We start from the raw sequence: 12,703 nt of genomic DNA on the forward strand, positions 1-12,703 counted from the left end.
TAGTTATTACTGTTTTTCTTTTACATCTACTCTTATTTTAGTAGTTACTTTTTGATGTATTTTTATTTCTACAAATGTTGAACCTAAAGTTCTTATTGGTTCGTCTAATAAAATTTTTCTTTTGTCTACATCTATATCTTTTTGTTTCTTTAATTGCTCAGCTATATCTTTGGCTGTTATTGAACCAAATAATCTTCCACCTTCACCTGATTTTGAATATATTTCTATATTAATTTCTTCCATTTGTTTTCCTAATAAAACAGCTTCTTCATATTCTTTTTGAGCTTTTATTTCTTTAGATTTATTCTTTTCATTTAATTCTTTGATTGCTACACTATCTGCTTGCACAGCCATTTTTTTAGGAAATAAGAAATTTCTTGCATATCCATCACTTACTTCTTTCATTTCCCCTTTTTTACCAGTTCCTTTTATGTCTTTTAATAATATAACTTTCATCTATTCTTCCTCCTCTAAATACTCCTCTATTATTTTATTTACTATCTTGTAAGCTTCTTTTAGAGAAACATTTTTTAACTGTGCACCAGCTATATCTATATGTCCCCCGCCTCCTAATTTCTCCATAAGTACATGTACATTTATTTGCCCCAAAGACCTTGCACTTATAAATATAGTATCATCTTTTTCTCCTAATACAAAGGAGGCTTCTACTTCTTTTATATTTAACAGCTCATCAGCAGTTTGAGCTATTATAACGTTTATACTATCTATTTCTGTACTTGAATATGCTAGGCATATTCTATTATTAATTATCTTCGTACTTTGAATTATTTCAGCCTTTATTATAAAATCTTTTACGTCAGAATTAAAAAACTTCTTGACTTCTATTGTATCTGCTCCAACTTTTCTAAGGTAAGAAGCAGCTTCAAATGTCCTAACACCTGTTTTAAATGCAAAGTTTTTAGTATCTAAGCTTATTCCTGCTAAAAGACCTTCAGCTGTAAGTTTATTGATTGTTACCTCTTCATCCATATATTGAACTAATTCTGTAACCATTTCACAGGTTGAAGATACATATATTTCATGGAATAAAAGCACTGCATCATTTATAAACTCTACACCTCTTCTATGATGGTCTATTACTACTACCTTCTCTGATAACTTTAAGAGTTCTTCACATTCAGTATAATTAGGTCTATGAGTGTCAACTACAACAACTAGTGTATTTTTAGTACAGTTATCAATAGCCTCCTCTTTTCCAATAAACAACTTCTTATAATAATTACTTTCATTTATTTTGTTTATAAATATCTCTATAGATTCATTTACAGATTGTAAAACTATATTTGCTGTCTTATTGCAAGATTTACATATATCATAAACCCCAACTGCAGCTCCCATAGCGTCCATGTCAGGATATTTATGACCCATTATATAAACATGATCGCTTTCTTGTATAACCTCTCTCAGAGCATGACCTATAAGTCTAGATTTTACTTTTGTTTTCTTTTCTACAGCTTTAGATTTTCCACCATAAAATACAAACTTATCTTTTGTCTTTACAACAGCTTGGTCTCCTCCTCTACCAAGTGCTAAATCAAGAGCACCTGTAGCAAGTTTTAGGTTCTCATTTAATGTATCTCCATCTATACCAATTCCTATACTTATTGTAACAGGAAGATTATTTCCATAATCAATATGTCTTATTGTATCTAAAATAGAAAACTTCTCAGCTTCTAATTTTTTTAACTCTTTTTTATGCATTACCAAGAAGAATTTATCTTTTGAAGTCCTTCTCAAAGCACCATTTGAATTTAATTCTAAAGCAGAAAGTATTTTTTCTACTTCAACATTAATTAAAGCTCTCTTATCTTCTGCTGCACTTTTTAATACTTCATCATATCCATCTACTTGTATTAACATCATTGCATCTTTTTCATCATCATAATCTTGTTTTACTTGTAAATATTCTGTCTTATCTATCCAGTATAATATCATTAAATATTTAGGATTCTTTTCTTGATCATTTTTTATAACATTATAAACTATTGTATATTCTCTTTCCTTATAGTTTATTTCAGTGTACATCTCTTTATTTTCATTTAATACTTTTCTTAAATTAAGATTTTTAACTATATCTTCTATATTTTTATCAAGTAAATCTTTTTGACCAATCATATCATAAAACTTTCCATTATACCATGATATATTTCCATCAAATTCTAGAATACATAGTGGTATTGGAAGATTTATTATAGCTTTCTTAGTTGTTTCATCTATATCTAAAGATAAATTTTGAATATACTCTGTCCATTCATGACGTCTAATATTAGTTGTTCTCCAATTGTGAAAAACCATATATGCAAAAATACAGAAAAATAAACACCCTACATACAAGTTGTAATAAAGCAAAATTATACTAGAAATACCAATAATAATTATATATAAATTTATTTCTGGCATATTTAATTTAAAGGTTTGTTTATTACTCATTTCTATCCTCCTAAGTGGATTTATAACTTCTCACCTTTCTAAAGTCAATTATACTATCTACCATACCAACAAAAGATATTCCCATAAATCCAAATAAACATAAAATTATCCCTGAAAGAAACATAATTTTATTTGGTCCTTGTCTTATCCATTTCTTTAAATAATAAATACAAACTGCTATTCCTTGAATTACAAACATTAAGTTAAAAACTAGCTGTAAATTAGTCATTATTAATTCTGTATATAATTTTGAACCAATAATTTCAATCAATAAGACTAATAAATAAAGTAAAAAAGTTGTGACTATAGCATTTCCTGGTAAATAAAAGTCAGCAAATTTAGGAAATCTTATATTCAAATTTGTAATTCTTTTAATAAAGAATACACTTAAATAATATGTTACAAATGCTGATAATAAACCTTGTAGGAATAACATCATCGGTAGCATATTTGTAAAATAACTTACAATTTCATCTGGCTTCATTTTATCAAATACTTTAAGCTCAGTTGCAGAAAAACTATTTTTTTGAATATTTACGATTTCCGTTATCATTTTAGCAACTTCATCTAATAAATTTACATTTAAAAATGTCTTCAATACAAAGAAATACACAACCATTGCAAGCACAAATATTATTGTTCCTCCATATATTGGTTCAAATTTATTGCTATCTTCTTGCTCAAAACTTCTCTTTAGCATCTTTCCTATTGCTATACCTGGCAAAGAATACATTATACATATATTTAATGCATACGAAATGTCTGCAAATAAAATTAGCACACAAAATGTAATCAAAATAGATAAAAAAGAATACTTTTTATCAGTAATGGCACCTATAATTACATATGGGACAGCAGCTAATATACTAAACATTCCTAGCATTGGAATATAGGCTATTACTAAAGCAATTATTATAGCTAAAACTATTATAGGCATGGCTTTAGATAGTCTAATTTTATTATTCAATTTAATATCACTCCCTATTATCCATATGTTTTTTTAAGTTAGATAAATCTCCATACCATCTTTCAACACTATGGTCTTCCTCTATACCAATTTTTATTTTTTCCTTGACTTTATAATCCACATCTCTAAAACTAATTCCTAATCTCTTTGCTAAGAGATATGTTATCATTATTATATTTGCTAGAGTATCTTGAATTGCCTCATCTAAAGGTTTTACCCCTTTAAATAATAAGTTAAACAAATCACTTACACTCATTAATATTTCTGTTTTCATCCACTCTATTATCTTTATGTTTCTTGTTATCTCAGAACCTTTATCTATTTTCACGTTTGCAACCCTCCTTAATATATAATATTATATCATAAATAATAATATATTTAAGTATATAAACAAAAAAACGAGCGTTATAGCTCGTCTCATTTACTTATATAAATATCTATAATAAAAAATGAGCACAAGGCTCATTTTTTAATCTAATGTATATGGTAAAAGTGCTATATTTCTTGATCTTTTTATAGCAACTGTTAATTCTCTTTGATGCTTAGCACAAGTTCCAGATATTCTTCTTGGTAATATCTTTCCTCTTTCAGTTATATACTTTTGTAATCTTTGAGTACTTTTGTAATCTATTTTAGCGTTTTTGTCAGCACAAAATTGACAAACTCTTTTTTTCTTACGTCTTTTTTTATTCATCATGACTTTTTTCCCTCCTTTTTAAAATGGTATATCGTCATCATCTATAGCTTGGAAACCTTGTGGGTCTAACCCTTGAGGTTCAAAGCTTGGCTCAAAAGCTGGAGCACTCTCTTTATATGAATTTTCCGATTTATTCTTGCTATCTAAAGCTTGTACTGATCTAGTACTTACTTTTGTAAAAGTTCTTTTTTCACCTGATTGTGTCTGATAATTGTCTACTCTTATCGATCCTTGAAGTGCAACTAATCTACCTTTAGTTATGTAGTTGGCACAAAATTCAGCGGATTTACCCATTACTTCAACAGGTATAAAATCAGTTTCTTTAGATCCATCTTTTTTTACATAGTCTCTATCAATGGCTATTGTAAATGATGCCACTGGTGTTCCTGTACCTGGGATGTATCTTAATTCAGGGTCTTTAGTTAACCTTCCCACTAATACAACTTGATTCATAAAAACACCACCTATTTTTTATAATAAAACTAGTTATTAAGCAACAACTATCATATGTCTTATTACGTTTTCATTTATCTTTAAGTTTCTGTCTATTTCTTTAGGAACGTCTACTGCTGATTTGAAGTTAACTAACACATAGAAACCTTCTGTAAACTTAGCTATTGGATAAGCTAATTTTTTAGTTCCCCAAGTATCAACTTTAACTATTTCTCCTTCAGTTGCAACAACTTCCTTAACTTTGTTTAGTACAGCTTCTCTTGTTTCTTCATCAGAGTTTGGCTTTACTACATAAACTAATTCATAATTTTTCACTATAATTCACCTCCCTTTGGACTTAACGGCTCTACACTCTTAGAGCAGAGAAATGAGACTAAAATCTCATACCTACACATTTTATCATTTTTTCTTGTTTATGTCAATTTAAATTTTGGACAAATTTTAATATTTAATATAAGGTGAAATATATTTTTTAAATTAATAAGGGATGGCAATCGCCATCCCTCATAATATATCTATAAGTTATTATTTTTAATTAAGCTTCAACACCCATAGCTTCTTTTAAAACTGATGCTATATTTTTGATACCTTCTATTATTTTTTCTTCTGGCATATTTGAATAGTTAAGTCTGAAAGTATTTTCTCTACCACCATTAGGGAAGAATCCTCCTCCAGCAACATAAGCAACATTCTTTTCTAAGCATTTTGGCATTAATTCTTTAGCATTTAAATTACTTGGAAGCTCTACCCATGTAAATAATCCACCTTCTGGATGAGTAAATACTAATCCTTCTGGGAATTCTTCTTCCATAGTCTTAAGCATTACATCTCTACGTTTGATATAAACAGCTTTTATTTTATCAACGTGTTCATCTAAGTCATACATATCCATAAATTTGCTTACTTCCATTTGAGATATAGTTGATGCTTGTAAGTCTGCACCTTGTTTTGCAAAGTTAAATTTAGATAGTATTTCTGCAGAAGCACAAGTCCATCCTAATCTGTATCCTGGGCAGAATATTTTAGAGAAAGTTCCTAAGAATATTACTAATCCTTTTGTATCCATTGATTTTAAAGATGGTAAAGTTTCTCCTTCAAATCTTAAATCTCCATATGGATTATCTTCTATTACTGGTATTTCATATTTATTTACTATTTCCATGAATTTTTTACGTCTTTCAAGTGGCCAAGTTCTTCCTGTTGGATTTTGGAAATCAGGTATTACATAAATCATTTTTATTCTATCAGTTGTTTCTAGTATTTTTTCTAGTTCTTCCATTATCATTCCATTAGAATCTGTTGGAACATCTATGAATTTAGGTTGGTAAGATTTAAATGCGTTTATAGCTCCTATGTAAGATGGGCTTTCACATAAAATTACATCACCTTCATCAATAAATACTTTTCCTGCAAAATCTAGACCTTGTTGAGAACCACTTGTAACTAATATATCATCTTTATTTACATTAGTTTGGTTTTTGTCATTCATTCTAGCTGCTATTTTTTCTCTTAATGGTTCATATCCTTCTGTTGTAGTATATTGCATAGCTGATCTTCCATTTTCTTCAAGCACTGCAACTGATACTTTTTTCATTTCTTCAACTGGAAATAACTCTGGAGCAGGCATTCCACCCGCAAAAGATATTATTTGTGGTTGTTGAGTAAGTTTTAAAAGCTCACGTATTTCAGATCCTTGTAAACCTTCCATTCTTTTTGCATATTTAACTGCCATAATTAAAGCACCCCCATGAAAATGTTTTCTTCAATTTCTATTATACCAAAAATTTGGATATTAATATACGGTATTTGACATTTTTTAAATGTTAAATTTATATCATTTTTTTATTAGCTTCTTTACTCTCTTTTCTAATGTCTCTCTATCAAGCATTATTAGCCTTGAACATTTCGTACATTTTATCTTTATATCCATTCCAGTTCTTACGATTTCAAACTCTTTACATCCACATGCATGTTGTTTTTTCAATTCAACAATATCCCCTATTTTTAAATCCATTGGCATAAATAATTAGCCTCCTAATCTAACTTCTTTGCTTCCTTTGAGCCATCTTCTAATTTACTTATACAATAAATTCCCTTTATATCTACATTATTTTCAACTAAAATTGCCTTTATTTTTTCAATATCTTCAAAAGAAAATTTAATTGATATTCCACAGCTTGCTGTTATTTCTCTTGGTGTTGGAAGAGCCATTACTTTTAAACCCTTTTCACCAAATAGCTTTTCTGACCTTATTGCATGATGTGTCGAATTAAACGATACTATATACATTTGATTCATTGCTTAATCCTTTCTGACTATCTACTTTTCTTTAGTTTAATATTTCTTAATGATTTTATATTGTTAAACAAGCATACATTATATAGAAATAGTATTTGATGCATTTTTTAATGTTTCAACTATAGTGTACATATTTGTAACTGAGCCAACTTGTAATTTTTCTTTTAAATTATAGTAATCTAAACAAGTTCCACAAGATAAAATTTCTACGCCTGCATCTTCAAGTATTTTAAGATTTTCTATAGTTGCTTCATTTTCAGCACTTAATTTTACTCCTCCATTAACTAAAAGTATATGTTTAGGATATGGCTTTGATTCTGTTAAAGTATATATAAATCCTTTTATTAATACTTGTCCTAATTCATCATTCCCCAATCCCATCTTATCTGAAGATATAAATACACATGTATCTTCTAGTTCGCTTTCTTCTTTTTGAACTACAACATTATTGCCTTTTTTAATTTCTATAGAAATTAAATTTTCTTTTTCATCAACAATCCTTGCTTCACAATTTAAAGATTTAGCAAGTTTTAATATATTTTCTTTTGCTGTTTCATTGTCAACTGTTGTAACTACAATACCTTCTTCTATATTATCTAATTCTTTTTTTGTATTTATAACTGGTTTAGGACAAGCAAGCCCTCTAGCATCTATTTTTATACTCATTGTTTGATTCATCTCCTTAAAATTATTCATACAATTTATATTTTATCATAGATATTATCTTGCTTGTTATAGATTGTTTCTATACTATTATAGGTTTATTATACTTACATTATCTCTAAATTTTTATACATAAATACTCCCTTTTGGTAGTATTCTAATTCTTTCTCTTTTGATATGCTTGAATATAATTGTCCTAAGTCTATGTACAAGTTTGCTAATATCTTATTATTACCTAAGTCTGATACTATTTTTATACATTTAATTAAATACTCAATAGCAAGAGTAATTTCACTTTGATTCTTATACATATTAGAATAGAATTTTAATGCTTTATACTCATTAAATTTGTTTTTATTTTTTATTGATGATGCTAAAGCTATTTTACAATATTTTCTAGCTAAATCATAATCTTCCTTATCTATGTACGCTTCTATTATCTTGAATAAACCTGACATCATGTATTCGTCTTCATCATTCTTCTTTATGTTGTACACTTTTTGAGAATACTCAAGAACTCTATCTGTCTCACCTATTTTTCTATAAACATCACAAATTGTTAAGTATACATTTGCTATTCCAGTTTTATTATCTTCATTTTCAAGTATTTTTAGTGCTTTTTTAAAATACTCTTTTGATTCTTCATATTTTCCAATCTCAAGCATGTTATTTGCTTTTAACACCAAAATATCGACATCTTCTTTTCTATCATTTTTATTATCTATTTCATTTATTTTATCTATGTACTTTAATGACATATTTGGATTATCTAATTTTATATAACAATATGCCATCTTACTATATAATTCCTTATATATGTTAATATCCTCAAACTTACTCTCTGATAAAATTTCCTCTGCAAAATTAAAGTGACTTATCGCACCTTTATAAAAGTCTTCCTGCATATATATCTTTCCTATGTTTAAATAGCACTTTAGTATGTTTTCACTATCATCGTTTTTTATAAAGAAATATAAAGCCTTTTCAAAGTTTTCTATAGCATTATTGTAATTAGATTTTTTTAAGTTAATATTAGCCATAAGAAAATTGCATCTGCCATAGTTCTCCATTAAATCGTATCTCTTACATATATCTAAAACTTCTTTTATTTGGTCCTCAGCCTTGTTTAGCTCATTCTCTTTTATATAAATTTCACTTTGCAGTATTAAATTATCTGTTATCTTTTTTGACTGCATTTCTTTTGTTTCTAATAAATATTCCACGCTTACATCTAGCTTATCACCTAGATATTCCAACAGTTCATAACTAGTATGAGATTTATCTCTCTCTATATGGCTTATTTGTGCTGCTGTTATCCTATCTCCGGCTAACTCTTTCAATGTCATATTTTTTTCTTTTCTTAATTTTTTAATCTTTTCTCCTAAGCTCAAAATTTCCATACTATTCCCACCTTTTGAAGACATTTTTTTATAATATAATTATAACTTATATTTATTTTAAAAACACTACTTTTATTTTACAATATTTTCTCTATACATTAAATGATTTCCCATAAAAATGACTAAAATTTAGTTTATTTTGTATTTAATTAATTTAAATAAATCATTTTTTAAATTTGTTACTATTTTGTATTCATATATTCAGTCATAACGATTATAATTATATATAAGAATAGTATCTTAGAGAGGAGTAATTTTTATGAAAAATAAGAAAATAATGTTAGTGTTAAGTATATTATCTATATCTATATTGGCGGTTGGATGTAGCAATGCTCAAAATGAAGCAACTAAAAAAGAAACTAAAAATAATACAAATGTTGAGCAACCAAAAGAAGAAAACAATAACGAAAATAATGATGAAAAAGAAGTTCCTAATAAAAAATCTGCATCAACTCCAAAGGAAGAAAAGAAGACAGAGTCTGCTGTTATTTACTCTTTTGATGTAGACAAAACAGATTTAATTGAAAATAAGGTTAATTTAGAAAAAATTGATGAAAACACTTTATTTGCTGAGCTTCAAAAGCTTAAAGTAATTCCAGAATCTGCAAAACTAAATTCATTTACTACAAAAGATATTGATGGCGTAAAAACTGGTATATTAGATGTTAACTCTGATTTTACAAAATCAAACTTAGGTAGTGATGCAGAAACTTTAATGCTTGATTCAGTTGCACGTACTTACATAAAGAACATGAATGTTGAACAAATAAAGCTTACTGTTGATGGCGCTAACTATGAAAGTGGTCATATAGTTCTTGAAGATGGAGATTATTTAAAGTAAGTTTTTAAATTATATTAAGTTACAAAAAATAGTGTCAGCTTTCTATAAAGTTGACACTATTTTTATGTTGTAATGTATAACTATCTATTTTTTGAAATTTTCTTCAAAGCGTCTATTGCTTTATCTATTTCATCTTTTGTATTAAAATATCCTATACTGAACCTTACCGCACCTTGTTTTAACGTACCTAAAGTAGTATGAGCTAACGGAGAACAATGTATTCCTGATCTAGTTGCTATATTATATTCACTATCTAATAAGAAAGTAACCTCTCCAGAATCCATATTCCCTATATTTATAGCTATTACTGAGGCTCTTTTTTTACTGTCTTTTGGTCCATATATCTTTATATCTGATACTTCTTCTAACTTATTTAGCATATATTGACATAATTCTTCTTCATGTTGTCTTATATTGTTGATTCCTCTTTCAAATATAAATAATACACCTTGGTTAAGTCCTGCTATACCTGGAGTATTATGAGTTCCTGACTCGTATTTATCTGGGAACAGTTCTGGTTGAACCATTTCTTCTGATTTACTACCTGTTCCACCCTCTTTTAATATATTTAAATTTAGACCTTCTCTTACATATAAGATACCTGTTCCTTGAGGTCCAAATAAGCATTTATGACCTGGCATTGCCAACATGTCTATATTGCATTTCTTCACATCTATATCATAAACACCTGCTGTTTGTGATGCATCTACCAAGAATAATATATTATGTTTCTTAGCTATTTCTCCAACTTTTTTTATATCTATTAATGTCCCACATACATTAGATGCATGTGTAGTTACAATCAGCTTAGTGTTATCCTTTATTGATTTTTCTAACTCTTCATAATCTAAAAAACCTTCATCATCACATTTTACTACAGTATTTTCTACCCCTTTTTGCTCAAGTGCTTTTATGGGTCTTATTACTGAATTATGTTCCATAGATGTTGTTATTACATGATCTCCTTTTTGTAGTACACCTTTTATTGCTAAATTCAAAGAGTCTGTTGCATTAGACGTAAATACTATATTCATAGGATTACTTACATTAAATAACTTAGCTACATTTTCTCTTGTGTCATAAATTTCTCTAGCAGCTCTCATAGCAAGCTTATGTCCTGCTCTTCCTGGATTTGCACAATAGTTTTTCATACAATCTAAAACAGCATCATAAACTCTTTCTGGCTTTGGATATGTAGTTGCAGCATTGTCTAGATAAATCATATTAATCGTCCTCTCTATTTTATATTTGTGTGTTATTCAAGAAGCATTGATACAATACTGTTTAAATCATCGTCATTATAGTATTCTATCTCTATTTTACCTTTTTTCTTACCTTTAGAAATATTTACTTTAGTTCCAAAAATATTTCTAAGTTTATCTTCTACATCTAAAATAAATACATCCTTAGGCTTAGACTTTTTTGGCATATCTTCTTCTTTATTTTCAGATATTTTTTTTGCAATATTTTCAACCTCTCTTACAGAGAGTTCTTCCTCTTCTATCTTTTTTGCGATTTGTAATTGTAATTTTTTATCTACAATCCTTAACAGAGCCTTTCCATGACCTGCTGTGATTTTACCACTATCTATCATGTCTATAACATCTTGTCCTAGATTTAAAAGTCTCAAAGTGTTAGTTATATGAGGTCTACTTTTACCAACAGCTTCTGATATTTCTTCTTGAGTTACACTATAGTGCTCTATTAAACTTTTATATGCTAGTGCTTCTTCTATCGAATTTAAATCTTCCCTCTGTAAGTTTTCAATTAAAGCTATCTCCATTATATCTTTCATCTCTATATCTTTAATTATAGCAGGCATTTGACTTTTATTTGCAAGTTTTGATGCTCTAAATCTTCTTTCACCAGCTATTATCATGTACTTATTATTTTCATCCCTTTTAACTACTATTGGTTGTAGTACACCATAATTTTTTATAGACTCAGATAATACTTTTATTTTTTCTTCATCAAATTGCTTTCTCGGCTGAACTTCGTTTGGATATATTTTGTCTATATCTATATTAACTATTTCTTTATCTGAAGTTTCTCCTTTGATTTCTGGTATCAATGCACTAAGACCTCGACCCAATCTATTACTTCTTTTAGACTTATTCTCCATACTACCACTCCTCCTCTTCTAAATCTATAAATTCTTCTGCTAGTTCCAAATAAGCTACAGACCCTCTACATCTTTTATCATAGTAAATTGCTGGTTTACCATGACTAGGAGCTTCTGCAAGCCTTACATTTCTTGGAATTAGAGTTGTATATACACTTCCTTTAAAGTACTTTTTAACTTCTTCAACAACTTGTATCGATAGATTAGCTCTTCCATCAAACATACTTAAAACAACACCTTGAATTTCTATATCTGTATTTAATCTTGATTTTACTAATTTTATAGTTTCCATTAATTGACTTACACCTTCTAAGGCATAATATTCACATTGTATAGGAATTAAAACACTATCTACAGCCGTTAGACAATTTATTGTAAGCATCCCAAGTGAAGGTGGGCAATCCAAAAATATATAGTCATATTCATCCTTTACTACTTTTATGGAATTTTTTAAAATATACTCTCTATTACTTATTGATGCAAGCTCTATCTCTGCACCTGCTAGTTCCGTAGCTGATGGAACTATATCTACATTTTCAAACTCTGTTTTTATTATTGCTTCTTTAATATGCAAACCATCTAACATAATCTCATAGATTGTATTTTCCACTTCATTTTTATCAATACCATATCCACTAGTTGTATTTCCTTGAGGGTCCAAATCTAATACTAATATCTTTTTTCCTAAGGTTCCTAAACTGGCACTTAAATTTACATTTGTTGTAGTTTTTCCAACTCCGCCCTTTTGATTGAATATAGCTATAACTTTGCCCATGATGTTCCCCCCTTTAAGAATTAAATTAATTTTAAA

Annotated in this window: 16 protein-coding genes; 1 reads left to right on the plus strand and 15 read right to left on the minus strand. The window is 28.2% G+C overall.

Annotated elements, in window-relative coordinates; genetic code table 11:
* Positions 1 to 6: 6 nt before the first annotated feature.
* The 12 genes from rplI to rstA form a co-directional block, all read right to left on the minus strand.
* Positions 7 to 456, minus strand: coding sequence for a 50S ribosomal protein L9 (gene rplI, locus KGF41_RS16240; protein ID WP_227856984.1), 450 nt, complete (start codon positions 454 to 456; stop codon positions 7 to 9).
* Positions 457 to 2,451, minus strand: a complete 1,995-nt coding sequence (locus KGF41_RS16245) for a DHH family phosphoesterase (RefSeq protein WP_227828577.1) — start codon at positions 2,449 to 2,451, stop codon at positions 457 to 459.
* 10 nt (positions 2,452 to 2,461) lie between these two features.
* The gene (locus KGF41_RS16250) at positions 2,462 to 3,418 is read right to left on the minus strand and encodes a YybS family protein (RefSeq protein WP_227828576.1); all 957 of its coding nucleotides are present in this window, start codon (positions 3,416 to 3,418) and stop codon (positions 2,462 to 2,464) included.
* A 7-nt stretch (positions 3,419 to 3,425) separates the two neighbouring features.
* On the minus strand, positions 3,426 to 3,746 hold the full coding sequence (locus KGF41_RS16255) for a MazG-like family protein (protein ID WP_227436541.1): 321 nt from the start codon (positions 3,744 to 3,746) through the stop codon (positions 3,426 to 3,428).
* Positions 3,747 to 3,887: 141 nt separating this feature from the next.
* On the minus strand, positions 3,888 to 4,115 hold the full coding sequence (gene rpsR, locus KGF41_RS16260) for a 30S ribosomal protein S18 (RefSeq protein ID WP_021386573.1): 228 nt from the start codon (positions 4,113 to 4,115) through the stop codon (positions 3,888 to 3,890).
* Between the two features lie 18 nt (positions 4,116 to 4,133).
* The gene (locus tag KGF41_RS16265) at positions 4,134 to 4,568 is read right to left on the minus strand and encodes a single-stranded DNA-binding protein (protein ID WP_227436543.1); all 435 of its coding nucleotides are present in this window, start codon (positions 4,566 to 4,568) and stop codon (positions 4,134 to 4,136) included.
* Positions 4,569 to 4,604: 36 nt separating this feature from the next.
* Positions 4,605 to 4,883, minus strand: coding sequence for a 30S ribosomal protein S6 (gene rpsF, locus KGF41_RS16270; RefSeq protein ID WP_227842992.1), 279 nt, complete (start codon positions 4,881 to 4,883; stop codon positions 4,605 to 4,607).
* A 220-nt stretch (positions 4,884 to 5,103) separates the two neighbouring features.
* On the minus strand, positions 5,104 to 6,300 hold the full coding sequence (locus KGF41_RS16275; protein WP_227828575.1) for a PLP-dependent aminotransferase family protein: 1,197 nt from the start codon (positions 6,298 to 6,300) through the stop codon (positions 5,104 to 5,106).
* 102 nt (positions 6,301 to 6,402) lie between these two features.
* Entirely contained in the window at positions 6,403 to 6,588 is a 186-nt protein-coding gene (locus tag KGF41_RS16280; protein WP_054275506.1) for a DUF951 domain-containing protein, read from the minus strand.
* Positions 6,589 to 6,602: 14 nt separating this feature from the next.
* Entirely contained in the window at positions 6,603 to 6,866 is a 264-nt protein-coding gene (locus KGF41_RS16285; RefSeq protein WP_227828574.1) for a DUF3343 domain-containing protein, read from the minus strand.
* A 78-nt stretch (positions 6,867 to 6,944) separates the two neighbouring features.
* The gene (yedF, locus tag KGF41_RS16290) at positions 6,945 to 7,532 is read right to left on the minus strand and encodes a sulfurtransferase-like selenium metabolism protein YedF (protein ID WP_227436550.1); all 588 of its coding nucleotides are present in this window, start codon (positions 7,530 to 7,532) and stop codon (positions 6,945 to 6,947) included.
* A gap of 104 nt (positions 7,533 to 7,636) precedes the next feature.
* Positions 7,637 to 8,929 carry a toxin production/motility transcriptional repressor RstA gene (gene rstA / locus KGF41_RS16295; protein WP_227856985.1) on the minus strand — a complete coding sequence of 431 codons (1,293 nt, stop codon included), beginning with the start codon at positions 8,927 to 8,929 and terminating at the stop codon, positions 7,637 to 7,639.
* Positions 8,930 to 9,188: 259 nt separating this feature from the next.
* On the opposite strand from rstA, the gene KGF41_RS16300 reads away from it, so the two are divergent.
* Entirely contained in the window at positions 9,189 to 9,770 is a 582-nt protein-coding gene (locus KGF41_RS16300) for a GerMN domain-containing protein (protein WP_227828572.1), read from the plus strand.
* An 80-nt stretch (positions 9,771 to 9,850) separates the two neighbouring features.
* Here the strand turns inward: KGF41_RS16300 and KGF41_RS16305 are convergent, their stop codons facing one another.
* Genes KGF41_RS16305 through KGF41_RS16315 form a run of 3 tightly spaced genes read right to left on the minus strand, consistent with a single transcriptional unit; the run spans position 9,851 to position 12,667 of the window.
* The gene (locus KGF41_RS16305; protein ID WP_227854807.1) at positions 9,851 to 10,993 is read right to left on the minus strand and encodes an aminotransferase class V-fold PLP-dependent enzyme; all 1,143 of its coding nucleotides are present in this window, start codon (positions 10,991 to 10,993) and stop codon (positions 9,851 to 9,853) included.
* A gap of 32 nt (positions 10,994 to 11,025) precedes the next feature.
* Positions 11,026 to 11,892, minus strand: a complete 867-nt coding sequence (locus KGF41_RS16310) for a ParB/RepB/Spo0J family partition protein (RefSeq protein ID WP_227828570.1) — start codon at positions 11,890 to 11,892, stop codon at positions 11,026 to 11,028.
* A gap of 1 nt (position 11,893) precedes the next feature.
* Entirely contained in the window at positions 11,894 to 12,667 is a 774-nt protein-coding gene (locus KGF41_RS16315) for a ParA family protein (RefSeq protein WP_227828569.1), read from the minus strand.
* Positions 12,668 to 12,703: the final 36 nt, after the last annotated feature.

The sequence above is a fragment of the Clostridioides sp. ZZV14-6150 genome, assembly GCF_020657875.1.
GTDB lineage: Bacteria > Bacillota > Clostridia > Peptostreptococcales > Peptostreptococcaceae > Clostridioides.

What these genes read in the sequence shown, in the direction of transcription:
- rplI (WP_227856984.1), bottom strand. Translation starts at nt 456, where the DNA reads ATGAAAGTTATATTATTAAAAGACATAAAAGGAACTGGTAAAAAAGGG.
- KGF41_RS16245 (WP_227828577.1), bottom strand. Translation starts at nt 2,451, where the DNA reads ATGAGTAATAAACAAACCTTTAAATTAAATATGCCAGAAATAAATTTA.
- rpsR (WP_021386573.1), bottom strand. Translation starts at nt 4,115, where the DNA reads ATGATGAATAAAAAAAGACGTAAGAAAAAAAGAGTTTGTCAATTTTGT.
- KGF41_RS16265 (WP_227436543.1), bottom strand. Translation starts at nt 4,568, where the DNA reads ATGAATCAAGTTGTATTAGTGGGAAGGTTAACTAAAGACCCTGAATTA.
- KGF41_RS16275 (WP_227828575.1), bottom strand. Translation starts at nt 6,300, where the DNA reads ATGGCAGTTAAATATGCAAAAAGAATGGAAGGTTTACAAGGATCTGAA.
- KGF41_RS16280 (WP_054275506.1), bottom strand. Translation starts at nt 6,588, where the DNA reads ATGCCAATGGATTTAAAAATAGGGGATATTGTTGAATTGAAAAAACAA.
- KGF41_RS16285 (WP_227828574.1), bottom strand. Translation starts at nt 6,866, where the DNA reads ATGAATCAAATGTATATAGTATCGTTTAATTCGACACATCATGCAATA.
- yedF (WP_227436550.1), bottom strand. Translation starts at nt 7,532, where the DNA reads ATGAGTATAAAAATAGATGCTAGAGGGCTTGCTTGTCCTAAACCAGTT.
- rstA (WP_227856985.1), bottom strand. Translation starts at nt 8,929, where the DNA reads ATGGAAATTTTGAGCTTAGGAGAAAAGATTAAAAAATTAAGAAAAGAA.
- KGF41_RS16300 (WP_227828572.1), top strand. Translation starts at nt 9,189, where the DNA reads ATGAAAAATAAGAAAATAATGTTAGTGTTAAGTATATTATCTATATCT.
- KGF41_RS16305 (WP_227854807.1), bottom strand. Translation starts at nt 10,993, where the DNA reads ATGATTTATCTAGACAATGCTGCAACTACATATCCAAAGCCAGAAAGA.
- KGF41_RS16310 (WP_227828570.1), bottom strand. Translation starts at nt 11,892, where the DNA reads ATGGAGAATAAGTCTAAAAGAAGTAATAGATTGGGTCGAGGTCTTAGT.
- KGF41_RS16315 (WP_227828569.1), bottom strand. Translation starts at nt 12,667, where the DNA reads ATGGGCAAAGTTATAGCTATATTCAATCAAAAGGGCGGAGTTGGAAAA.